The 21,011-nt window shown below is 61.7% G+C and carries 24 protein-coding genes and 2 pseudogenes; 8 read left to right on the top strand and 18 right to left on the bottom strand.

Annotated elements, in window-relative coordinates; all coding sequences use genetic code 11:
- Positions 1–104 precede the first annotated feature (104 nt).
- Positions 105–1,142: a phosphatidylglycerol lysyltransferase domain-containing protein gene (locus tag NKH78_RS14965; RefSeq protein WP_352736497.1), complete on the top strand. Its 1,038-nt coding sequence runs from the start codon at positions 105–107 to the stop codon at positions 1,140–1,142.
- Positions 1,143–1,660: 518 nt separating this feature from the next.
- Here NKH78_RS14965 and NKH78_RS14960 read toward each other — a convergent pair.
- A complete protein-coding gene (locus NKH78_RS14960) occupies positions 1,661–2,755 on the bottom strand; it encodes an ABC transporter ATP-binding protein (RefSeq protein WP_352736495.1) in 1,095 nt (364 codons plus the stop codon).
- Between the two features lie 215 nt (positions 2,756–2,970).
- Between NKH78_RS14960 and dusA the strand changes: the two genes are divergently transcribed.
- Positions 2,971–3,963 (top strand): tRNA dihydrouridine(20/20a) synthase DusA, encoded by a 993-nt coding sequence (gene dusA / locus NKH78_RS14955; protein WP_502899804.1) that lies wholly within the window; start codon positions 2,971–2,973, stop codon positions 3,961–3,963.
- A gap of 6 nt (positions 3,964–3,969) precedes the next feature.
- On the opposite strand, the gene NKH78_RS14950 is transcribed toward dusA, so the two are convergent.
- Together NKH78_RS14950 and NKH78_RS14945 are read right to left on the bottom strand one after the other, a co-directional pair.
- On the bottom strand, positions 3,970–4,674 hold the full coding sequence (locus tag NKH78_RS14950) for a TIGR02281 family clan AA aspartic protease (protein WP_352736491.1): 705 nt from the start codon (positions 4,672–4,674) through the stop codon (positions 3,970–3,972).
- A 13-nt stretch (positions 4,675–4,687) separates the two neighbouring features.
- A complete protein-coding gene (locus NKH78_RS14945) occupies positions 4,688–4,921 on the bottom strand; it encodes a DUF1289 domain-containing protein (RefSeq protein ID WP_031193575.1) in 234 nt (77 codons plus the stop codon).
- A gap of 174 nt (positions 4,922–5,095) precedes the next feature.
- Here NKH78_RS14945 and NKH78_RS14940 point away from each other — a divergent pair, with 174 nt between their 5' ends.
- A complete protein-coding gene (locus tag NKH78_RS14940; protein WP_352736489.1) occupies positions 5,096–6,094 on the top strand; it encodes a nicotinate-nucleotide--dimethylbenzimidazole phosphoribosyltransferase in 999 nt (332 codons plus the stop codon).
- Positions 6,095–6,098: 4 nt separating this feature from the next.
- Here NKH78_RS14940 and NKH78_RS14935 read toward each other — a convergent pair whose 3' ends face one another.
- The gene (locus tag NKH78_RS14935; protein WP_352508413.1) at positions 6,099–7,613 is read right to left on the bottom strand and encodes a sensor histidine kinase; all 1,515 of its coding nucleotides are present in this window, start codon (positions 7,611–7,613) and stop codon (positions 6,099–6,101) included.
- 75 nt (positions 7,614–7,688) lie between these two features.
- On the opposite strand from NKH78_RS14935, the gene NKH78_RS14930 reads away from it, so the two are divergent.
- The 4 genes and pseudogenes from NKH78_RS14930 to NKH78_RS14915 all read left to right on the top strand — a co-directional run bounded on the left by NKH78_RS14930 (position 7,689) and on the right by NKH78_RS14915 (position 10,290).
- Complete coding sequence (locus NKH78_RS14930; protein WP_352508414.1) at positions 7,689–8,312, top strand: thermonuclease family protein; 624 nt, start codon at positions 7,689–7,691, stop codon at positions 8,310–8,312.
- Between the two features lie 42 nt (positions 8,313–8,354).
- Positions 8,355–8,966 (top strand): glutathione S-transferase, encoded by a 612-nt coding sequence (locus NKH78_RS14925; protein ID WP_352508415.1) that lies wholly within the window; start codon positions 8,355–8,357, stop codon positions 8,964–8,966.
- Between the two features lie 13 nt (positions 8,967–8,979).
- Positions 8,980–9,597 (top strand): annotated as a pseudogene (locus NKH78_RS14920) (uracil-DNA glycosylase family protein); the annotation flags it as partial.
- A gap of 201 nt (positions 9,598–9,798) precedes the next feature.
- Positions 9,799–10,290: an Lrp/AsnC family transcriptional regulator gene (locus tag NKH78_RS14915; protein ID WP_023675006.1), complete on the top strand. Its 492-nt coding sequence runs from the start codon at positions 9,799–9,801 to the stop codon at positions 10,288–10,290.
- A gap of 11 nt (positions 10,291–10,301) precedes the next feature.
- Here NKH78_RS14915 and NKH78_RS14910 read toward each other — a convergent pair whose 3' ends face one another.
- The 12 genes and pseudogenes from NKH78_RS14910 to NKH78_RS14855 form a co-directional block, all read right to left on the bottom strand.
- Complete coding sequence (locus tag NKH78_RS14910) at positions 10,302–10,874, bottom strand: DUF3299 domain-containing protein (RefSeq protein ID WP_352736485.1); 573 nt, start codon at positions 10,872–10,874, stop codon at positions 10,302–10,304.
- Between the two features lie 68 nt (positions 10,875–10,942).
- Positions 10,943–11,386 carry a GNAT family N-acetyltransferase gene (locus tag NKH78_RS14905; protein WP_352508416.1) on the bottom strand — a complete coding sequence of 148 codons (444 nt, stop codon included), beginning with the start codon at positions 11,384–11,386 and terminating at the stop codon, positions 10,943–10,945.
- A gap of 86 nt (positions 11,387–11,472) precedes the next feature.
- Positions 11,473–12,177: a DNA alkylation repair protein gene (locus tag NKH78_RS14900; RefSeq protein ID WP_352508417.1), complete on the bottom strand. Its 705-nt coding sequence runs from the start codon at positions 12,175–12,177 to the stop codon at positions 11,473–11,475.
- A 9-nt stretch (positions 12,178–12,186) separates the two neighbouring features.
- Positions 12,187–13,059, bottom strand: a pseudogene (locus NKH78_RS14895) (NAD(P)-dependent oxidoreductase); the annotation flags it as partial.
- Positions 13,060–13,120: 61 nt separating this feature from the next.
- Complete coding sequence (locus NKH78_RS14890) at positions 13,121–13,948, bottom strand: ABC transporter permease (protein WP_023675012.1); 828 nt, start codon at positions 13,946–13,948, stop codon at positions 13,121–13,123.
- Positions 13,945–14,658: an ABC transporter permease gene (locus tag NKH78_RS14885; protein ID WP_352736483.1), complete on the bottom strand. Its 714-nt coding sequence runs from the start codon at positions 14,656–14,658 to the stop codon at positions 13,945–13,947. The genes NKH78_RS14890 and NKH78_RS14885 overlap by 4 nt, the downstream gene beginning before the upstream one ends.
- Before the next feature lie 118 nt (positions 14,659–14,776).
- Entirely contained in the window at positions 14,777–15,559 is a 783-nt protein-coding gene (locus NKH78_RS14880; protein WP_023717637.1) for an ABC transporter substrate-binding protein, read from the bottom strand.
- A gap of 213 nt (positions 15,560–15,772) precedes the next feature.
- Positions 15,773–16,282: a molybdopterin-guanine dinucleotide biosynthesis protein B gene (gene mobB, locus NKH78_RS14875; protein WP_352508418.1), complete on the bottom strand. Its 510-nt coding sequence runs from the start codon at positions 16,280–16,282 to the stop codon at positions 15,773–15,775.
- Positions 16,279–16,908: a molybdenum cofactor guanylyltransferase MobA gene (gene mobA / locus NKH78_RS14870; RefSeq protein ID WP_352508419.1), complete on the bottom strand. Its 630-nt coding sequence runs from the start codon at positions 16,906–16,908 to the stop codon at positions 16,279–16,281. The genes mobB and mobA overlap by 4 nt, the downstream gene beginning before the upstream one ends.
- Positions 16,909–16,966: 58 nt before the next feature.
- A complete protein-coding gene (locus NKH78_RS14865; RefSeq protein ID WP_352508420.1) occupies positions 16,967–17,887 on the bottom strand; it encodes a DMT family transporter in 921 nt (306 codons plus the stop codon).
- 123 nt (positions 17,888–18,010) lie between these two features.
- Positions 18,011–18,367, bottom strand: a complete 357-nt coding sequence (locus NKH78_RS14860) for a hypothetical protein (protein WP_352448884.1) — start codon at positions 18,365–18,367, stop codon at positions 18,011–18,013.
- A 154-nt stretch (positions 18,368–18,521) separates the two neighbouring features.
- Complete coding sequence (locus tag NKH78_RS14855; protein WP_352508421.1) at positions 18,522–18,725, bottom strand: hypothetical protein; 204 nt, start codon at positions 18,723–18,725, stop codon at positions 18,522–18,524.
- 16 nt (positions 18,726–18,741) lie between these two features.
- On the opposite strand from NKH78_RS14855, the gene NKH78_RS14850 reads away from it, so the two are divergent.
- Positions 18,742–19,287 carry a hypothetical protein gene (locus NKH78_RS14850; RefSeq protein WP_352508422.1) on the top strand — a complete coding sequence of 182 codons (546 nt, stop codon included), beginning with the start codon at positions 18,742–18,744 and terminating at the stop codon, positions 19,285–19,287.
- Between the two features lie 50 nt (positions 19,288–19,337).
- Here the strand turns inward: NKH78_RS14850 and NKH78_RS14845 are convergent, their stop codons facing one another.
- A complete protein-coding gene (locus NKH78_RS14845) occupies positions 19,338–19,496 on the bottom strand; it encodes a hypothetical protein (protein WP_352883159.1) in 159 nt (52 codons plus the stop codon).
- A gap of 370 nt (positions 19,497–19,866) precedes the next feature.
- Complete coding sequence (gene moaA, locus NKH78_RS14840) at positions 19,867–20,862, bottom strand: GTP 3',8-cyclase MoaA (RefSeq protein WP_352478871.1); 996 nt, start codon at positions 20,860–20,862, stop codon at positions 19,867–19,869.
- Positions 20,863–21,011 lie beyond the last annotated feature (149 nt).

Here is a 21,011-nt window from a genome sequence, read left to right as displayed (position 1 = left end):
TGGGGAAGCATGACGCGCTGAGATAAGGATCAGCTCGCGGCAATATGATCGGTTTGGGGTCCGTCAGCTCTTTCATCGGCCTAGCCGGCACGCGAAGGTCGACCATGTCGTCACTGCGAAGACGCCTCGATCGTTTCCTGGAAAACCGCGGGCCTAAAATACCGCGGCTGCGGCTGAACCATGTCGAGCGCCTGGCGCTGGTCCGTCGCCATGGTGATTTTTCCCTTGCCTATTCGACCGCCGTGCAGAAGGGGCTTCACTACTTCGGCGATGCCCAGGGCTACATCGCTTACGGAACCAAAACGCGACATCACTTCGCGCTCGGTGATCCAATGGCTGCCCCGGCCGATCGGCGCGACTATATCGAACGTTTCATCGAGGTTGCCGGCAGCCCGTGGTTCGTGCAGATCGGCGAACAGACGGCGCACGTGCTTGCCGGACTTGGCTATCAGGTCAACCGCCTCGGCGTCGACACCAGGCTTGTCCTGCCCGGCCACGACTTTTCCGGAAAGCGCAATGAGACAGTGCGTTATTCCGAACGCTGGCTCTTGAGGAAGGGGTTTTCCTTCGCGGAGGACAATGGGACCGTCTTCCTCGACGAGATTGCCAGGCTCTCCCAGAATTGGCGGGCCGACCGCATCGTCAAGCGCTGGGAGATGAGGTTTCTCAACAGGCCTTTTGCCGATCACCTTGGCGTCGATATGCGCCGTTTCGTCCTGCACGGTCCGGATGGAGAGCTCGTGGCCTTGCTGGATTTCGATCCGCTGTTCAGCGACGGCAAGGTCATCGGCTACACCACCTCGTTCAAGCGCAAGCACATCGATGCCTCGGCGCATGCCGAGATCGGCCTGACCAAATTCGCGGTCGACCGCTTTCGCGACGAAGGTGTTTCCGTGGTCACCCTCGGCCTGTCGCCGCTTGTCGAAATCGGACCTAGCGGGTTTGCCGAAAGCGATTTCTGGCGGCGCGCCTTCCAGCGTGCCTATGAATCGCCGTGGGTCAATCGCACCCGCTTCAACCTGCAGGGGCAGGCGGCCTTCAAGCGCCGGTTCCATGGTGTCGAAGAGCCGACCTATCTCGCCTTTCGCAAAGGGACCTTTTTCGAAGCGCTTTCTTTGCTCCGGCTGATCAGGGCCGTCTAGTGCCTGGTGGATGAGGGCTCGTCATCTCCCAGCATGGTCGATACCACGCCGGCCAGGCTTGGTTGTTTAGGTGGGAAAGGAAAGCCGTGTCGGGAAGCAAAGGACCGGCTGCGAAGCGCCGGACCATTCTGCTGCGTCCCCCAGTCCCGCCGGCTACTTTTGGCAGCCCGAGAACGGCTCCACATCAGCGGGCGCCATGGGGCGGACTCACGGTTGCTGCTGCGTACCGCCAGGAATAACGAGAGTACCCTGGCCCGGCCTTGAGTATCTGAAGCCTATGAAGAACAAAGCAACGATGATCAAACAAATGACGATGACCGCGACGACGCTGCCAGGATGGTGTCCGGTATCTGGCGGTTGGACCATTGCCTTCCCGTATGGCTATCGCCGCTGACCTTCTTCATCTTCCAACCGAGCATGACGACTGTCAATGGATACAGGAGTTGCGCCCGCCATCCAATCAGCCGACTGCAGCGTCGATCACGTTGCGCGCTTGCCGACCGAAGCTGATGATGGGCCTAACCGCGGCTTGCTCCCAAGCACGCTTCCATCGCTGCGAAGCGTTGAAGGGCGGCGATCCATCGCGGCTTAGTCAGGCCGGAAACAGGAATGCAGCAGCCGGATCGAAAAAGACCTGCCGGGTGCAGGGCGACACGCGATTGCATGGCGGCGGAGGTCGGCCTGATGTCAACCTCCTGTCCAGCGGCGATGCGCGCGACGATCCGCCGGCGCTCGCCGTAAAATGCGATGTCGACGATCTCGACATTCAGTTCCGCGCTCGCCGGGCTCCGCTCCATGCTAAAGGCTTCGGGCCGGATCATCAGCCTGGTCTTCTGGCCTTTGCCGAACGTGCCGTTGGCCCTGACGCCGGATATGACCGAACCGTCTGTCATGCGGATCGTTGTCGTGCCGTTGGTGGTGCCGAGATGTTCGGCAGCGAGGAAATTCGAATTGCCGATGAAGCCGGCAACGAAATCGGTCGCCGGCCCGAGATAGAGATCCTCGCCGGTGCCGGTCTGCTCGATGCGGCCATCCTTGAACAGGGCGATTCGGTCCGACAGATGCAGCGCCTCTTCCTGATCGTGGGTGACGTAGAGAATAGTGATGCCGCTCTGGCGATGGATGCGGCGGATTTCGCCCTGGATTTCCTCGCGCAGCTTCTTGTCGAGCGCCGACAATGGCTCGTCCATCAAAAGGATCGGAGGATCGTAGGCCAGCGCCCGGGCCAGCGCGACGCGCTGCTGCTGGCCGCCCGACAGCGCACCGGGTAAGCGCCCGGCAAAGCTTTCGAGCCGCGCCAGGGCCAGCATGTCGGCGACCTTTTTTTTCTTCACCTCGGCGTCCGGCCGGCGGCGAACCCGCAGCGGAAAAGCGACGTTTTCGGCCACCGTCAGATGCGGAAACAGCGTGTAGCGTTGGAACACCATGCCGATGTTGCGCTTGTGCGAAGGCACTGCAAGCAGTGATTTTCCTTCCAGCAAGACATCGCCGGAAGTCGGGTCCTGAAAGCCGGCGATCGCCGAATGACCGAAATCATGGATGCAATCCGGTCGCGCAAGCCGGACGAGGCGGCGGCGCGGCGGCATGTCGAACGCGTGGCAGATCGCCCGCAACACGCTTCGCCTTGGCTGACTGGTATGCCGCCGGCGGTGCATCGTTCCACGGCAGGCATCTAACTGGTGCGTACAGTGACATTGTGACATGCCAATTTGCTTTCAGTTGCGGCGGCAAAATCGTATATCGCGTTAGTTAGGTGTTGTATCTCTTGCCAAATTGCTCTGTCATTCGAACGGAGTGTCGGACGGATTGAGACAGAGAAACTAGAAAAATGAATATGTTACGCCACAAAGTTGCCGTGGCCCCGATGATGGACTGGACGGACCGGCACTGTCGGTTCTTCCATCGCCAGCTGACGCGCGAGGCGCTGCTCTACACCGAGATGGTGGTGGCCGATGCGGTCATCCACGGCGCACGCGAGCGCCTGCTTGGCTTCGACGACAGCGAGCATCCGGTGGCGCTGCAACTCGGCGGCGCCGATCCGGGAAAGCTGGCCGAGGCGGCGCGCATCGGCGAAGCCTTCGGCTATGATGAAATCAACCTCAATGTCGGCTGCCCGTCCGACCGCGTCCAGTCGGGCACCTTCGGAGCCTGCCTGATGAAGGCGCCTGTGCTCGTCGCAGATTGCGTTGCGGCGATGAAGGCGGCGGTGAAAATACCGGTTACCGTCAAGTGCCGCATCGGCGTCGATGAGCAGGATCCGGAACCGGCACTCGATGCGTTGGCCGATGGTGTTTTCGCGACCGGCGCCGACGCGCTGTGGGTGCACGCCCGCAAGGCCTGGCTGGAAGGACTGAGCCCAAAGGAAAATCGTGACATCCCCCCGCTCGACTATGACCGCGTCTATCGGCTGAAAGCCAGAAAACAAAACAAATTCATCGGCATCAACGGCGGCATTCAATCTCTCGCAGAGGCGCTGACGCATCTCGACCATGTCGATGGCGCCATGCTCGGCCGCGCCGCCTATCACACGCCAGGGATACTGACCGGCATCGATGCCGCGTTTTACGGCAGCACGGCTGAGTCGTTCGATTTTGCCGCGCTGATCGATGCCATGGCGGATTACGCGTCACGCCATATCGAGCAGGGCGGACGCCTCGGGCATGTCACCCGGCACATGGTCGGGCTGTTTCACGGCCTGCCCGGTGCACGCCGCTACCGGCAGATCCTCTCCACCGAGGCGACACGGCCGGGTGCCGGACCGGAGGTGCTGAAGTCAGCCTTCGCCGAGGTCGATTTCGGCAGGGCCGCAGAGGCGGCCTGAGCAAACTTAATCCCGCAAGATCATGCGATCGCCACGGACGTCGAAACCCGACAGCGAGCTAATGAAATTCATGCCGAGCAGGCTCTGACCGAGGGTGCCGGGTGCGGCGATCATGATGGGCATGTCCTTGCGCACGATGCCGCCGATCGACAGTTCGTCGCTTCGCACCGCCGCTGCGCGCGTCATGCCGTTGGCGGTCGAGATCGGGATGGTGAAGTGGAGAGCCGCCGAATTGAACCCGGCCGCCAGAGCGTCCTCGGCGGTCAGCACTGTGCTGGTCGCGCCGGTATCGACAACCGTCAGGATCGGCGTGCCGTTGATCGTGACGCGCGCTTCGAAATGGCCGCTGCCGGCCTTGTCCAGGGTGACGGTGGCATGGCCTTCTTCCACGCCCAGCGCCAGCGGACTGCCGGGAACAAGGCCGGCGGTGACGCGGCTGGCGAAATCCTGCAACTCATAGCGGTACTGATAGCCGGCTATCAGCGCCAGCACGATGGCGCCCCAGGCGCCGAGGCTGCGGGCCATGGTGCCCAACGGCCTGCCCGATCTGAGCAGGCCGGCGCCGACGAGTGCCGCTAAGGCGCCAAGCCAGATCAACTGGCTGAAATCGTAATTCTCAATGCCGAATGTACTGCCGGCGGAATCGTTGAGCATGAGCAGGAGTACACCTGCCCCGATCGCGACGATCAGAATCCACAGCAGTCGGTTCATCTCTGCGGCCGGTTCACGAGAGGGCGTCGCGTTCGCGTGCCATGCGGCTGCGACGGGTTTCCCGGCGGGGGCGTCGCTCGACCGTTTCCAGCCTTGCCGGCAGCTCGGCCATCACGCTGCGGCGGGTTTGCGGGGTCATGTCGATCCAGGCTGCGATTTCCTCGCGCGTGCGCCCGCAACCGAAACAGAAGCCGGTTTTCATGTCGATCGAGCAGACCAGGATGCACGGGGATTCAATGGCCGTCATAAGGATTTCCTTGGCTAGCCTCCACATGGTGCAACGACAAAGTCAATGCAAGCCCTCCGGGATGCGCCGCCAACGGGTGCGTTCGCGTCAATACCTCGAAGTTGTGCCGAGGTTGTGCCGGCCCGCCAAGGCGGCTATGCCGCTCCCCAATTCACAGGGACGATTGCCATCGACATGACCAGCGCACTGCCTTTCGACGATTTTCGCGACCTCCTGGTGAGCCTGCCGCCGGCAGATATGGTTGCCAACACCCGCGTTCGCCAGTTGTTTGCCAAGGCAGACAAGCCCGAAGGCTCGCTTGGCCGCATCGAGGACATCGCCGCCTGGCTCGCCGGCTGGAGCGGTCGCTCGCCGCCGGCGTTGACTCGACCATTGGTGGCGATCTTTGCCGGCAATCATGGCGTCACCCGCCACGGTATTTCGCCGCGCCCCGCCGCCGCTACGGCAAATGCAGTCGAGCTCTGCGCCGCCGGCGGTGCAGCGATCAACCAGATCTGCATCGCCAACGATCTCGGCTTGAAGGTGTTCGATCTGGCTCTGCAGATTCCGACAGCCGACATCACCGAGGATGCGGCACTGGACGAGCGCGGTTGCGCCGCCACCATGGCCTTCGGCATGGAGGCGATTGCCGGCGGCACCGACCTGCTTTGCCTTGGCGACCTCGGCGTTGGCAATTCGACTGTCGCCGCGGCCCTTTGCACCGCACTGTTCGGCGGCACCGGCGCCGACTGGGTCGGCCCCGGATCAGGGGCCGACGCAGCGATGCAAAGGCGCAAGGCGGAGGTGGTCGATGCCGCGGTCGCGTTTCACGGCGCGAGCCTGAAGGACCCGCTGGAAGCGCTGCGCCGGGTCGGTGGACGGGAATTCGCAGCGATCTGCGGCGCCATTCTGGCGGCGCGGATGCAGAAGATCCCGGTGCTGCTCGACGGGTTTGCGGTGACTGCGGCCGCTGGCGTCCTACATACCGCCAACCCCGCCGCGCTCGATCACTGTCTCCTCGCAAGCCTGTCGCCGGAGCCTGGCCATGCCAAGGCCGCCGAGCGCCTCGGCCTTCGCCCGCTGCTCGATCTGGGCGTCAGTCAAGGCGAGGGGGTAGGAGCGTCGCTTGCCGCCGGCCTGGTCAAGGCGGCCGCGCTGACCAGCTCCGGCATGGCAGCCGCGGTCGGCGGTTAAGCATTCAGCGCCGGCGCGAAGCAACCGCCTTGGTCGGCAGCGCCGGCAGTTCCTCCATCACCCGGCTCAGCGGGAAGATGGCGATCGCCTCGGTACCTTCGCGCAGCCGGGAATGGAGCTGGAATTCGCCGCCATGCATGGCCAGCAGGCCTTGCACGATCGGCAGGCCAAGCCCTGTACCCTGTTCGGCGCTCTTGATGGCGATCGAGCCCTGGCCGAAGGCCGAGAGCACGATTGGAATCTCGTCTTCCGGTATGCCCGGCCCATTGTCCTTGACGGAGAGATATTGCCCGCCGCCCGCCGTCCAGCCGACGCGCACGCGGATTTCGCCGCCGGTCGCGGTGAACTTGATGGCATTGGACAAGAGGTTGAGCACAATCTGCCGCACCGCGCGTTCGTCGGCAAACAGGCGCGGCAAGGCGTTTTCGAAATCCTGGACGATGCGGATGTCCTTGTTGCGCGCCTTCAACTCCATCATGTGGCAGCAATCCTCGACGACGGAAAGCAGCATCATCGGCTCCTCATTGAGCTGATAACGGCCCGCTTCGATGCGCGACAGGTCGAGGATTTCGTTGATCAGGTCGAGCAGATGCTGTCCGGAGTCGTGCACGTCACGGGCATAGTCGCGATATGTCGGGTTGCTCATCGGGCCGAGCACCTCGTTGGCCATTACTTCGGAAAAGCCGAGAATGGCGTTGAGCGGCGTGCGCAGTTCGTGGCTCATCGAGGCCAGGAAACGCGATTTCGCCAGATTGGCGTCTTCCGCCCGCCGCCGTGCCTCGTCCGACATCGATTTCGCCGTCTCCACTTCGGCGATCAGCGCATCCTTTTCGGAGCGGAACGAAAACAGCATCAGCGAGGAACGGTTGAGCTGGCGCGCCACATAGGCGAAGAACGGCAGCGACGAGATCAGCAACCCGGCCATGATCACTTCGACCGGCATCCATAATTTTGCACTGGCATAGGCATAGATGGCGACCGGGAGGGCGAAGGTCGCCAACAGCGCACCGCGAAGGGACGATGCCAGGATCGCGGTTGCCGACATGGCGAGCAGCAGCACCACCGCCTTGGCGACCTGGAACTGATCCATTTGGCAAGTTTCGCAGCCGAGCCATGCGAACCAAGCCCAGCCAAGCCCGCACAGAAAATGGCCGATCAGGAAATCCCTATGCGTTTCCAGCGGGTTGAGCTCGGACGCTTGAGTGACGCGTTTGGCCATGAATGCAACGATGGTATAGCAGATGAATGTGAACAGCGCCCAGACGCCGATCTCCTTGCCGATGCCCGCGAGCAAGCCTGCCGCGGCCGTTGCCAGAACGAGCAGCGGAAGGACGATCACGCCGCCGGTCATCGAAAGCGCGTGGAGCTTCAACAGCTCGCGGTCGAAGTCGGGATTTCCGGCTTGCTGCGAAAGACGGTCGCGCGTCTTGCGCACCGCGCGCGCGACATCGCTGTTGCGATGGCGTTTCCTGCGGTCCACAATAAACTTGTCCGCCGTGGTCGAGCGTTGCAGGGGCATGAAGTCTTCAATTTACACGGGCAGCAATTTCAAATCGTTAAGCTACGTTCGAATGATTAACCAACGGTTTGCCATATGAGCCGTTCGTGGTCGCGATGGCCGCGCCAGCGATACTATGCGCCACGTCCGCGAAGCCTGTGGCGCCGACTAATGGACTATGGGCTGACACTCATCGTGCTCGGCCTGGCGATCCTCCTGGCGGCGCGCCTCGACCGGATCGAGACGCGCAAGACGGAGGGCGCGGCCACCGTCAATGACGGCGATAGCATCACGCTCGGCGGCGAGCGTATCCGCATGCGCGGCATCGATGCGCCGGAATATTCGCAGATCTGCCGCAAGGACGGTGCCGACTATCCCTGCGGCAAGCTCGCGCGGCAGTCCCTGGTGCGGTTGATCGCCGGCAAAGCCGTCTCCTGCAGCGGCTGGCAGCGCGACCGCTACGGCAGGCTGCTCGGCGACTGCAAGGCCGGCGGCAAGGATCTCAACCGCGCGCAGGTCGAGGCCGGCTGGGCGGTCGCCTTTGGCGATTTCGAGACCGAGGAAGCTGCTGCGCGCGCGGGCAAAGCCGGCATCTGGGGCGGAACTTTCGACGAGCCGAAGAACTGGCGCGAGAGCCACGGCCATGAGCTGGTCGAAAGAAAGCACGGTACCTTGGCGTCGATCGGCGACGCCTTGCGCGAAATTTTTCGCTTCTGGTGAGCTGTCGCCTATAGTTCGTCGAGACGGACGAGGAGGATAGAGATGAAGCTGTTCGACGGCGGGCGCGCGCCCAATCCACGTCGGGTTCGGATTTTTCTGGCCGAAAAGGGACTTCAGGTTCCGCTGATGCCCGTCGACATGGGCGCGCTGGAGCACAAAGAGCAGCCGGTCAGCTCGCGCAATCCGCTGAAGCGTCTGCCGGTGCTCGAGCTCGACGACGGCACAGTCATCACCGAATCCGTCGCAATCTGTCGTTACTTCGAGGAACTGCACCCCGAGCCGGCTTTGTTCGGGCGTGGCGCGCTCGGCAAGGCGATCGTCGAGATGTGGCAAAGACGTGTGGAGTTCAATCTGTTCGGCTGCGTCGCCGCGGCGTTCCGGCACATCCACCCCGCAATGAGGGAATGGGAGATCCCGCAAATCCCCGAATGGGGCGAGGCCAACAAGCCGAAGGCGATCGAATTCCTGAGATTTCTGGACACTGAGCTCGCCGGCAGGGAATTCATCGCCGGCGATGCCTATTCGATCGCCGACATCACCGGGCTGGTCGCCATCGACTTCATGAAGCCGGCTCGCATCAAGGTACCCGAAGAGTGCACCAACGTGCTGCGCTGGCATCGGGAAATCTCCAGCCGGCCGAGTGCCGCCGCCTGACAACGAGTTCCGAATGAGCGAAGAGCTGGAAGCCTTGGCGGCGAGGGTACGCGCCTGCCGCATCTGCGTCGATAACCCGGCCGCCAGGCCGCTGCCGCACCAACCGCGGCCCGTGCTCAGGCCATCTTCGAGTGCGCGTATCCTGATCGCCAGCCAGGCGCCGGGTACCAAGGTTCACATTACAGGGATGCCGTTCACCGACGCCTCCGGCGACCGGCTGCGAAGCTGGCTGGGCGTCGGCAGCGAGGAATTTTACGACACGGACAAATTCGCCATCGTGCCGATGGGCTTTTGCTTTCCCGGTCAGGACGCCAGGGGCGCCGACCTGCCGCCGCGCCGCGAATGTGCGCCGGCATGGCGCACATCGCTGATGGCGCTGATGCCGCAAGTCGATATGGTGCTGACGATCGGCATCTACGCGCAAAGCTGGCATATGGGCGCGGCGCGCCGTCCCTCGCTGACGGAAACGGTCATGGATTGGCGTGCCATCTGGGCGGCGGCGACCGACCCGAAAGTCCTGCCGCTGCCGCACCCGTCCTGGCGCAACACCGGCTGGCTGAAGCGCAATCCATGGTTTGAAATGGATTTGCTGCCATTTCTGAGATCGGAAATCCGCTATCGCCTCGGCTAGGCATCCAGCAAGAAATCACTCGCTTTCGTACTGTGCGGCAGAATTTCTTTCTTGTAATAGGCTCGAACAAGAGGGATTATGGTAATCCATTCCTCGAAGCGCGTCGCGCATGAGGGGACGCGCGTTAAATTCTTGTTTTTATGCATGTCGTTGTGCCAAGGCCGCTGCGCACTTGGACGACTTGCATCAGGGGAGCACCCAATGGACCGCCTTGATAGAAAAATTCTCCGCCTCCTGCAGGAGGATGCGACGCTTGCAGTCGCCGACGTCGCCAAGAAGGTGGGCCTGTCGACGACGCCGTGCTGGCGGCGCATCCAGAAGCTCGAGGAAGAGGGCGTCATCAAGCGGCGCGTCGCCATCCTCGATCATGAAAAGGTCAATGTGCGGGTCACGGTGTTCGTCTCGATCCGCACCAATTCGCACAGCCATGAATGGCTGCGGCGCTTTTCGGAGGTCATCCAGGAATTCCCGGAAGTGGTCGAATTCTATCGCATGAGCGGCGACGTCGACTATCTCTTGCGCGTCGTGGTGCCCGATATCGCCGCCTACGACGCCTTCTACAAGCGGCTGATCGCCAAGATCGAGATCCGCGACGTGTCGTCTTCCTTCGCCATGGAGCAGATCAAATACACGACCGAGATGCCGCTGGATTACATGATGCTCGACAAGGAGTCCGGCGCGAACGCCGCCTGAGATTCTTCTGTTTAGTTCTTCTTTTTGTTGAGGAAACTCCAGGGCGAGTTGACCGGCAGCGTGATCGTGTCCGGCACGGTGTCGACATTGACCACCTCGGCCTTGCGCACGGTGTAGCCCGACTGGATGACGCTGACGCCGTCAAGGATGAAAAGCTGGCTCTTCTCCATGCCCGGCCGTAATGCGCCGGTCACCGAAACCGGCTGGTAGGCCTCGGACATCCTGTAAGGGTGTGCAGGCGTGACGAGGACGATCTGGTTGGGCGGCGGCGTCGGCATGTGGCTGCAGGCTCCCGTCCACGGCACCAGCAGGAATTGGTAGACGAGATCACCGTCGCGATCGACCGGCAGCGCATAGCCCGCGAGCTGCACGGTCTTGTCCTGCAAGTTGAGTGAGAGCGTCTCGCCATGATCCGGCATTTTGGCCGCAATCATTGGCAGTCCGACGCTTTCGGCGGCTGCCTGGGTCGCCGGGCGCAGATCCTTCCAGAAAATATGCATCGTCCCGGCGCAAGCGCTGTCTGCCACAATGGACACGAACACCGCGGCCGCCAGGATCGCTCCTGAATTGAGACGGTTGCTCATTGCTGCTCCACTGTTGAGCCTTGACCTTGCTGCCGGTGACATCAAGTAAAACCGCCGCTGCCCACAGGTCAACGTTCAAGCCGCATCACATGCCGGCGCGAGCCGGTCATGCCGATCTCGCGAAAGCCGCGGGCGGCGAACGTGTCCCGAAAACCCATAAAGCTGTAGCTCGGCGACGCCTGGTCGACCGGATAGGCTTCGATCGTCCTGGCGCCTTTGGCAAAGGCGTGATCGATGGCCGCGTCGAGCAATGCGCTTGCCAGCCCGCCGCCGCGCAGCGCTCTCGGTACATAGAAGCAGACGATCGACCAGATGCCCATCTCGCTATCGTCCTGCTGCCGTGACAGCTTGCGGTAGGTCTCGCGCGGCGCAATCGAGCACCAGCCGACGGTCCGGCCATCGATCTGGGCGACAATGCCGACCGGCGTGCCGGCGTCGATCAGCGTCATCATCGCGCGTTTCTTCTCGTCGTTCTCGACATGCTCGCGGCGGTCGAGATTGCGCCAAGCCATACACCAGCCCGCCGGGTTGCTCGAACAGGTTTTCGAAATCGGCGCGCGTCGATTGCGTCACCTCCGTGAAGCGCACTTCGCTCAGGTCAAGCTTTTCTGGCGGCGAGCCGCTCGAGCGTCTTGGCATCGGAAAGTTCCTTCACGGCGTCCTTGCCGATCCAGCGTGCGGTCCTGTCTGTCGAGGCCGCCAGTTTTAGCGCCACGGCAAGGGCAGGGCCGTGCAAATTCATCGATCGCTTGCCGATCGAACGAAGCGCCCAGTTCACGGCCTTCTTCACAAAATTGCGGCCGTCGGTCGCATGCGCTTCGATGATCGACAGGAATTCGAGGAAGGTCGTCTTGGGTTCCTTCTTCCGGTGGACTACCGACCAGGCCATCATCGCAAAAGCCGTGCGTCGAACGAATTCCCGTTCGTCGACCGCGAATTCGGCGATCAATTCCTTCCAGCAATCCGTATCGACAAAGAGATCGGAGACCCCGTCGACGATATCCCACGAGTCGAAAGTCGCCGCCCATCGTCTTGCATCCGCGGCGGAGAACCGCTCCGGATCGGCTGTCACGGAAGCGATGAACTGCGCCTCCATGATGCCTGTCTGCCAAAGCTCAAAGGCACGCTCATGGTTGCGCTTGATTTTCTTGGCAATCTGCCGCTGCACGCCATGCGAGATACCGAGCGCACGTTCGATCTTGATGCCGTAGCGCAGCATGCCAAGCCGATTTTCCTCCGAGGCGATCGAGCGCAGATGAGCAACGATTTCATCGGCGCTGGATTGAGGCGAAAGCTCGGCCACGGTGAAGTCCTATTTCTCCAGCCGCGCCAGCAGCGAGGACGTGTCCCAGCGCTTGCCGCCCATCGCCTGCACGTCCTTGTAGAACTGGTCGACAAGTGCCGTCACCGGCAGTTTGGCGCCGTTGCGGTCGGCCTCGGCGAGGCAGATGCCAAGATCCTTGCGCATCCAGTCGACGGCGAAGCCGAAATCATATTTGCCGGCATTCATCGTCTTGTGCCGGTTCTCCATCTGCCAGGAACCGGCCGCACCCTTGGAAATCACCTCGATGACCTTTTCGATGTCGAGCCCTGCCTTCTTGCCGAAATGGATGCCCTCGGCCAGGCCCTGAACGAGGCCGGCGATGCAGATCTGGTTGATCATCTTGGTGAGCTGGCCAGCCCCGGCCGGTCCCATCAATCCGACCATGCGGGCATAAGCATCTATGACTGGCTTGGCCCTGTCGAAGGCGTCGGGCTCGCCGCCGACCATCACGGTCAGCATGCCGTTCTCGGCGCCTGCCTGGCCGCCGGAGACCGGGGCGTCGAGGAACGCAAACCCGAGCGCTTGCGACTGCTGCGCCAGTTCGCGCGCGACCTCCGCCGATGCCGTGGTGTTGTCGATGAAGATGGCGCCTTTCTTCACGGAATTGAAGGCGCCTTCGGCACCGGTCGTCACCGAGCGCAGATCGTCGTCATTGCCGACGCAGGAAAAGACGAAGTCCTTGCCCGCGGCCGCCTCGGCTGGTGTCGCGGCGAAGCTGCCACCATGCTGGGCAACCCACTGCTCGGCCTTGGCCCTGGTGCGGTTGTAGACGGTGACGTCGTGACCGCCCTTGTTCTTGAGATGTCCGGCCATCGAATAGCCCATGACGCCAAGACCAAGAAATGCCACCGAAGCCATGTTTTCGAATCCCTTAGTAGCCTGCTTTGCGGTCTTCTTACCGGATCAGGCAAGGCGATGGGAGTCAGCGGTGCAGATGGATGGTGATGCGCCGTTCGATCCACTCGACGCCGTGGCGCAATGTTTCCACGATGATCAGATAGATGATCGCCGCCCAGATGTACGACTGAAAGTCGAAGGTGCGCGCATAGGTGAGCCGGGTGATGCCCATCAAATCGTAGACCGTGATGATGGCGACGATTGCCGAGCCCTTGATCATCAGGATGATCTCGTTGCCATACGGGCGCAACGCGACGATCAGCGCCTGCGGCAGGATGATCTTCCACATCGTCTGCAGTTTGTGCAGGCCGAGCGAGGCGGCACCTTCCCACTGGCCCCTCGGCACGCTCTCGATTGCGCCACGCAAAATCTCGGCCTGGTACGCGGCCGTATTCAGCGAAAAGGCGAAGATCGCGCAGTTGAACGCTTCGCGGAAGAAGCCCCACAGTCCGACCATCTCGAGCTCCGGCCGGAAGGAGCCGACCCCATAGTAGACCAGGAAGGTCTGCGCCAACAGCGGCGTGCCGCGAAAGAAATAGACATAGGCATAGGCGAACCCCGAAAGGATCGGGTTCTTCGACATGCGTGCATAGGCGATCGGCACCGACAGGATCGCGCCAAGCACAATCGAGATGGCAACCAGCAACAGGGTGATGCCGAGGCCGGATATGTAGCCGGGTGCATATTTCTGGAAGAACTCCGGGTTCCACGCAGCGACCAGGTAGACGACCATGCCAATGCCGAGAGCGATCCACAGGCCGACCAGGACATGGCCGAGGATGCGTTGACGCGACCAGCCGCGTGCGGGCGGCGGCGGCCGGTCGACCTTCAGCGTGTCGGTGGCCAGGCTCATCTCTTGACCTCGCTGCCGCCGACCGCTCGTTCGATCGCATTGATGCCGAAGGAGGAGACGATCGCCAGCAGGAGATAGGTCAGGCCGGCAAAACCGTAAAACAGGAAGGCATGCTTGGTGACGCGCGCGGCAACCCCGCTCTGCCTGAGGATCTCGTTGAGGCCAACGGCCGAGACGAGCGCGGTGTCCTTGAGCAGGATAAGCCAGAGATTGGCAAGTCCGGGTAATGCGATGCGGATCAACTGCGGCAGCACGATCAGCCGCATCGTCTGGCCGCTGGACAGGCCAACCGAATAGCCTCCCTCATATTGCCCTTTTGGAATGGCGCGGAAGGCGGATAAAAACACCTCGCTGGAATAAGAGGAGAAAATGAAGCAGAGCGCGATCATGCCGGCGACGAAACTGTTGACGTCGGCGGACGTTCCAGGGCTCACTAGGCGGACAATGTACTGCAGGATCAATGGGATGCCGAAGAAGATCAGAAACAGCGTGAGCAGCTCGGGTATTCCGCGAAAAATCGTGGTGTAGATGTTCCCGGCCAGTCTCAGCGACGGCTCTTCCGACTGTTTGGCCAGCGCCACGAAAAAGCCGAGCGTCAGCCCGAAGGGCAGAGTGGCCAGCGCAAGACATACTGTGACAAACACACCCGCGGCGATGTCGTCGAGCCAGCCTTCGGGTCCCCAACTGAGAAGCGTCAGTGCGCTCTGCATCCGCCTGCCTGTTCTCCTTGAGGCTCTTTGAGACCCGTGCCGCGTCACCCCTCGTGCGCGGCATCCTTATAAGAACGGCGGGAATCTCCCGCCGTTCAAGTCCTCGTATGTCGGTCGATCAGGACTCGCCGCCATAAACGTCATATTTGAAGTATTTGTCGTTGATTTCCTTGTACTTTCCGTTTGCTCGGATGGCGTCGATTGCCGCATTGAACTGGTTGACCAGGTCGGTCTCGCCCTTGCGCACGGCAATGCCGGCGCCCGGACCGTGGATTTCGATGACCGGCTTGATTGTGCCGACCAGCTTGCAGCAGGCGCCGTCCGGCGAATCCAGCCATTGCTGCAGCACGACGATGTCGTCATTGGCGGCATCGAGCCGGCCATTGGCCAGATCGAGCTGGTATTCCTGTGCGGTCGGGTACGGCTTGACGGTGCTGTCGGTATAAGTCTTGGTCGAATAGTTGAAATGCGTGGTGGACGCCTGCACGCCGATCGTCTTGCCGGCCAAATCTTCCTTGGTTACACCCTTGATGTCAGTGTCCTTGGGGGCGGCAATCGCCGGCGGCGTATTGTAATATTTGTGGGTGAAGTCGACCTTCTCGGCGCGTTCCGGCGTGATCGACATCGACGCGACGATGGCGTCGAACTTGCCTGCCTGAAGGGCGGGAATGATGCCGTCCCAGTCCTGCGCGACAAAGGTGCACTTCACCTTCATCTCGTCGCAGAGCGCCTTGGCAATGTCGATATCGAAGCCTACGAGCTGGCCGTCGGCTGTCAGATTGTTGAATGGGGGATAGGCTCCCTCGGTGCCGATCCTCAAGGTCTTTTCCTGGGCCTGGGCAACGCCAAGCGTCAGCAGCGCAGCCGAAGCGGCAAGCGCGATACGCAGTGCAATACGCATAATGGTCCTCTCTGTTGGTCCCGGCCGTCGTTCCCGAACGGCTCTGTGGGCGGTGCTTTTGACCGCCCGCTGATGCGATACTCCCATTCTTTCCCAAGAAAAAGCAACTGCAAAACCGTCGCTTGAGGGAAGGTCATGTTCAGAAAGCGATGACGCCGGGTCAGACGCCTAAATTGGAAAGCAAGTGGGCGGAAACTGTCTTCTGCCGCATTTTCAGCGCGACAGGCTTGTGGCGCGCTCGATGAAGTCAGCTATCGAATTCGTGTCGTCGAGATCGAAGGCCGGCAGGTCTTCGCCGACAATGGGGAAGTCGGAGGCGATGGCGACAATGTGTGGATCGCCTGCCGAGAGCGGTGTCCGGTCCTTGGCCTCGAGCCGTCTCGTCTCGAGTTTCTTGTGCGCTTCGCGCTTGTAACCCTCGACCAACACGATGTCGCACGGTGCCAGCCGTGACAGGATCGCGTCTAGCGTCGGCTCGTCCTCGCCGCGCAATTCGTGCATCAGCGCCCAGCGCCTGCCCGACACGACCGCGACCTCCATCGCTCCCGCCTGCCGGTGGCGAAAGCTGTCCGCTCCGGGTTTGTCGATGTCGAAATCATGATGGGCGTGTTTTACCGTCGACACTTTCCAGCCGCGCCGGACGAGTTCGGCCACCAGCTTTTCGGTCAATGTCGTCTTGCCGGAGTTCTTCCAGCCGGTGATGCCGAAAATACGTCTTTTCATGGCTCGATGCTCTGCAACAGATGCACGGCCTGGGCAAGGTCGTCGGGAGTGTTGATGTTGAAGAACGGATCGATCTCGGCCCCGCCGGATTTCAGGATAGGAAATTCCACCTCGACAAAACCGTGCCGGTCGATGAACGCCGCAACGCGCCGGTTGTCTTCCTCGACGAGAAATTGTCGCAAGACCTGATCTAACCCTAGCGGCCAGAGTGCAAAGGTCGGATGCCGTTTGCCGCCGGAACAGGCGACCGCAATCGAGCCGGGGCGTTCGTCGGCTGCCGCGAGCAGCCGCTCGACCATATCCCTGGGCAGGAAAGGCGTATCGCCGGCAGCCGTGACCAGCCCCTGGCAGGTCGTGTCGGAAGCCCATTCGAGGCCGGTCAGTATCCCGGCAAGCGGCCCGGCATAACCTTTGACGGTGTCGGCAAGCACCGGAAGCCCCGTCGCGGCAAACCGTGTCGGATCGCCATTGGCGTTTAGCGCAAGCGGACCGACCTGCGGGCCAAGGCGCGAAACGACACGGTCGAGCAGGGTACCGTCGCCAAGCGCAAGCAGCGTCTTGTCGCCGCCGCCCATCCGGCTCGACCGGCCGCCGGCCAGAATGATCCCTGCGATATGTCGGCCCATCGTTTGCTGCCCAGACCCAAAATCCAGTTTTCAAATCAGACAGTCGTCGACAGTCACTCTATATGCCGTCCGGCGCCATGTCCGGTCCAGTGCTTTCGGCGGCTGTTTTTCGCCGGCCGACGATCCGTTCGCGGTAGAGTGCATAGAGGCCTGAGCCGATGATGATCGTGGCACCGCCGATCATCGGCAGATCCGGGACATCGCCGAAGATCGTGAAGCCAAGCAGGATCGACCAGAGCAGGGCGGTGTAGCGGAACGGCGCGATGAAGGAGATATCGCCCACCCGCATCGCCGTGATGATGAAGTGGTAGCCGATGAGCACGAGCACCGCCGCCAGCGCCAGGAACGCCGTGCTTTGTCCTGTCATCGGTGTCCAGCCGCCCATCGGTGAAAGCAATGCCGCGCCCAGAAACGTCATGGCAAGGGCGGTGGCGCTCGATACCAGCAATGTCGGAATTGCCTGCGGTATCCGCTTGGTGGCGAGATCGCGCACCGAACAGCATGCCACGCTGGCCAGCGCCAGCAGAGAAAAGACGCTGAACCCTTCGAAGCCCGGCCGCACGATGATCAGCACGCCGGCAAAACCGATGGCAATAGCCAGCCAGCGCCGCCAGCCGACGCCCTCGTTGAACACAAGCGCTGCGCCCATCGTCACCGCCAGCGGCAGCGCCTGCAGCACGGCGGAGACATTGGCGATCGGAAGATGCGCCAGAGCAACCAGGAAGGACACCGTGGCGCCGGCCTCGCTGGCAACGCGCAGCGCAACGGTCGGCTGCAGCATCGAACCTGGCCGGGCAAGCGCGCCGCGTTGCCACGCAAGCAGGCCAACGAAAAGCGAAGCGAAGGCGCCGCGGATCAGCATGACCTGCGCCATGTTCATCGATTCCGACGAGAATTTGGTGATAGCGTCGTTGAGAGTGAAACCAGCCATGGCCACCATCATGAACAACGCGCCGCGCAGGTTTGGCGAAAGAGGCAAGGCAGATTACCGGGTGAGTCCTGCAGCAAGCGTCTAGCAGGCACCCGCAAAACAGCAACGTCAAAGGGCTGGGCCACAGCCTTTCTATGGCCCGTAACATCTGTCGCGCAAGAGCGGCAGGGCTTATTTGGGCGTCAGTACCTCGGTGCCGTTGCCTTCCTTGCCGGCAATCGTCCACAGGCCACGCAGCGAGCCGTCGTCCTGCACCTTGTAGACGACAAGACCGACCGCCTTGCCCATGACATAACCGGCGGAGAAGGCATCGTCGTTGCGCATGCAGATGCCGTCCGAGGACGAGCCGCCTGTCTCCCAATGGATCGTGCAGGTCGTCTCGCTAGTCAGCGTGATCGTCGCGTCGCCACCATAGGACGACCCATCGAAATTGGTGCCGGCCACGGCATAGGTGCCGCCGATCGACTGGGCCGCCGCGGGCAGGGCCGCGAGGCTGAGCAATGCAAGAGAAAGAATGAGTTTGCGCATATCGTATTCCCCCACTGGGCGAAGCACCGCTCCAGAGCAGAGGCTAGGCCCGAATGGGCTTGCGGTAAATCCGGTGACCGTTTGCGGACAAGACCTTTTCTGGTGTGACCCCGAAAGGTGCCCTTTTAAAGGTTCGGTTCGGATGGCAAATCGATCACACTGCCGCTCGAGGAAAATTCTCGACGAGATCAATTTGCTCGGCAAGAGTCGCCAAATTGGTCATTGTAGGCTTCTGATCTTGTCTGGGGAGGTGGTCCATGACGAATGCACGAGGCAATGCGGCCAGGCTTGGCACAGGCAGCAGGCGGCACGTTTCGTCGGCTTTCCGGTTCTCTTCTGCACTGGCGGTCATCTTCATGGCGATAGCGCCTGCGTTGGCCGAGAACGGCGCTTCGGCATCGGCAGTCGAACGGATGTCCACGCCGGGTCACGAAGCGAATGAGCTCGCTCGCCGCATCGGGAAGTGGAACGTCGTCAACACGATCTGGCCAACCCCCGGTGCGCAGCCGATCGTGATGACCGGGCTGGTGGCCGAACGTACGATGATCGGCCCCTTCATGCAGGAGGTGATGCGCCCGGCGCCCGGGTCGAAAATCCCGGACTTCCAGCGGATAGCCTATTTGAGCTATGACCGGGTGGAGGGCCGCTGGAAGTATGTCTCCATGGACACCCGTTTCCCGGCAGGGATCATGCCCGCCTGGAGTTTTGGTGGCGAAGAGGACGGCAAGATTTCACTGCTGTTCGAGCCGCTTGGTTTCGTCGGCTTCAGGCCCGAGGTCGAAGGGCGATACACGGCCTCCGATTTCATCATTTCCAGGGATGGCGACAACCACGAGGTGGCCGAGCAGCATTTCCTCCAGGCCAATGGCAGCGGCAGGAAATGGCTCGCCGTGCAGTACGACTACACGCGTCAGCCTTAATTCATCAGCAAAAACAATAGGCTGCGAATACGTCGAGACGGGCCGGATGCTCACGGCCCCCTGAGGCTGCCGGCGATGGCACCGACGAGCGGGTCGTATTTCGATTTCAGGGCTGGCGGATAGTCGATCCAGACCGTGCGGATGACACCATCTTTTCCGAACAGGCGGCGTTCGTAGAAGATGTTCCCGCCTGTGATGCCCGACAGCACCGCCCAGTCCTTGCCGGTCTTGCTGTAGGTGATCTTATAGCCAGGTTCCTTGCTGGCCCTCTCGGCGGAGAGGAAGGCTTTCGGGGTGTCATCATCGACATTGAGAATGCCTGAACAGATCAGGCTGGCGCCATCGGCAGTGAGCCACCGTTGTCCATCGCCATTATCCGGCTCAGCCTGGCGAAGAGTGAAGATTTAATCCGGAAAGGTGCAGACGGTACCGAAGCGCTCGTTCGTATAAGTAAATGGCGCGGCAACTGCCATGGTCCCCGCCATCACTCCGAAAAACGTCAGGACTAAAAGAAACCGCTGCACGCCTTGCCTCGCGCTGATACCAAGGCGATTGTTCTTGCACGAAATCGGCTAAAAATCAGCCGCCGGTGACGCTCATATGCCGCGACACCGACGGACGGTTGGTGCGGCGATCGATGATGAAGTCATGGCCTTTGGGCTTGCGGTCGATTGCTTCGTCGATGGCATCGGCGACCAGCTCGTTGCCTTCCGACGCACGCAGTGGCGCGCGCAGGTCTGCGGCATCTTCCTGGCCGAGGCACATGTAAAGGGTGCCGGTGCAGGTCAGCCGGACCCGGTTGCAGCTTTCGCAGAAATTATGCGTCATCGGCGTGATGAAGCCCAGCCGCCCGCCGGTCTCGGCGACATGGACGTAGCGGGCCGGGCCACCGGTCTTGTAGGGAATATCGCTCAGCGTGAATTGGCGCTCGAGTGCTGCACGCAGCAGCGACAGCGGCAAATACTGATCGGTGCGGTCGGCATCGATCTCGCCCATCGGCATGGTTTCGATGACCGTCAGATCCATGCCGCGGCCATGCGCCCAGCGTAGCATGTCCGGCAATTCGGCGTCATTGAAGTCCTTCAACGCCACAGCGTTGAGCTTTACCTTCAGCCCGGCCGCCTGCGCGGCGTCGATGCCATCCATGACCTTGTCCAGATTGCCCCAGCGGGTGATCTGTCGAAATTTGTCGGCATCGAGAGTATCGAGCGAGACGTTAATGCGTTTGACGCCGCAGTCGGCGAGCTCGGCGGCAAAGCGGGAAAGCTGCGATCCATTGGTGGTCAGCGTCAGCTCTTCCAGCGCACCGCTCTCGAGATGCCGCGAAAGCTGGCGCACAAGATGCATGATGTTCTTGCGTACCAGCGGCTCACCGCCGGTGAGGCGAAGCTTGCGCACGCCCTTTTCGATGAAGACCGTGCAGAGCCGGTCGAGCTCTTCCAGCGACAGCAGGTCCTTCTTGGGCAGGAACGTCATGTCCTCGGCCATGCAATAAGTGCAGCGAAAATCGCAGCGGTCCGTAACCGACACGCGCAGGTAGGTGATCGTGCGACCGAAAGGATCGATCATATCCATGCTGTACGCTTCCCGTGGCCGTGAACGGCTTCGTTATATATAGCTATGTGATACGAGCCAACTTGCCATTCAAGATATCAGCTCGCGATCTCCGGTAACATTCCGACGCCGACAGATCATGTCGGAACTTTCGATGCGGCCTTTTCCCT

The sequence above is a fragment of the Mesorhizobium sp. M0910 genome, from assembly GCF_040319465.1.
Classification (GTDB): Bacteria; Pseudomonadota; Alphaproteobacteria; order Rhizobiales; family Rhizobiaceae; genus Mesorhizobium.
The sequence above is the reverse complement of the archived record's forward strand: the minus strand, read 5'-3'. Positions and strand labels throughout refer to the sequence as shown.

Excerpts from the sequence above, each read along its gene's own strand:
- NKH78_RS14950 (WP_352736491.1), bottom strand. The coding sequence starts at position 4,674 with ATGAACCGACTGCTGTGGATTCTGATCGTCGCGATCGGGGCAGGTGTA.
- NKH78_RS14965 (WP_352736497.1), top strand. The coding sequence starts at position 105 with ATGTCGTCACTGCGAAGACGCCTCGATCGTTTCCTGGAAAACCGCGGG.
- NKH78_RS14935 (WP_352508413.1), bottom strand. The coding sequence starts at position 7,613 with ATGCCCCTGCAACGCTCGACCACGGCGGACAAGTTTATTGTGGACCGC.
- NKH78_RS14945 (WP_031193575.1), bottom strand. The coding sequence starts at position 4,921 with ATGACGGCCATTGAATCCCCGTGCATCCTGGTCTGCTCGATCGACATG.
- NKH78_RS14860 (WP_352448884.1), bottom strand. The coding sequence starts at position 18,367 with ATGCGCAAACTCATTCTTTCTCTTGCATTGCTCAGCCTCGCGGCCCTG.
- NKH78_RS14940 (WP_352736489.1), top strand. The coding sequence starts at position 5,096 with ATGACCAGCGCACTGCCTTTCGACGATTTTCGCGACCTCCTGGTGAGC.
- NKH78_RS14905 (WP_352508416.1), bottom strand. The coding sequence starts at position 11,386 with ATGGCTTGGCGCAATCTCGACCGCCGCGAGCATGTCGAGAACGACGAG.
- mobB (WP_352508418.1), bottom strand. The coding sequence starts at position 16,282 with ATGAAAAGACGTATTTTCGGCATCACCGGCTGGAAGAACTCCGGCAAG.
- NKH78_RS14910 (WP_352736485.1), bottom strand. The coding sequence starts at position 10,874 with ATGAGCAACCGTCTCAATTCAGGAGCGATCCTGGCGGCCGCGGTGTTC.
- NKH78_RS14855 (WP_352508421.1), bottom strand. The coding sequence starts at position 18,725 with ATGAAGATGACCGCCAGTGCAGAAGAGAACCGGAAAGCCGACGAAACG.
- dusA (WP_502899804.1), top strand. The coding sequence starts at position 2,971 with ATGAATATGTTACGCCACAAAGTTGCCGTGGCCCCGATGATGGACTGG.
- NKH78_RS14890 (WP_023675012.1), bottom strand. The coding sequence starts at position 13,948 with ATGAGCCTGGCCACCGACACGCTGAAGGTCGACCGGCCGCCGCCGCCC.
- NKH78_RS14915 (WP_023675006.1), top strand. The coding sequence starts at position 9,799 with ATGGACCGCCTTGATAGAAAAATTCTCCGCCTCCTGCAGGAGGATGCG.
- mobA (WP_352508419.1), bottom strand. The coding sequence starts at position 16,908 with ATGGGCCGACATATCGCAGGGATCATTCTGGCCGGCGGCCGGTCGAGC.
- NKH78_RS14925 (WP_352508415.1), top strand. The coding sequence starts at position 8,355 with ATGAAGCTGTTCGACGGCGGGCGCGCGCCCAATCCACGTCGGGTTCGG.
- NKH78_RS14930 (WP_352508414.1), top strand. The coding sequence starts at position 7,689 with ATGAGCCGTTCGTGGTCGCGATGGCCGCGCCAGCGATACTATGCGCCA.
- moaA (WP_352478871.1), bottom strand. The coding sequence starts at position 20,862 with ATGGATATGATCGATCCTTTCGGTCGCACGATCACCTACCTGCGCGTG.
- NKH78_RS14885 (WP_352736483.1), bottom strand. The coding sequence starts at position 14,658 with ATGCAGAGCGCACTGACGCTTCTCAGTTGGGGACCCGAAGGCTGGCTC.
- NKH78_RS14880 (WP_023717637.1), bottom strand. The coding sequence starts at position 15,559 with ATGCGTATTGCACTGCGTATCGCGCTTGCCGCTTCGGCTGCGCTGCTG.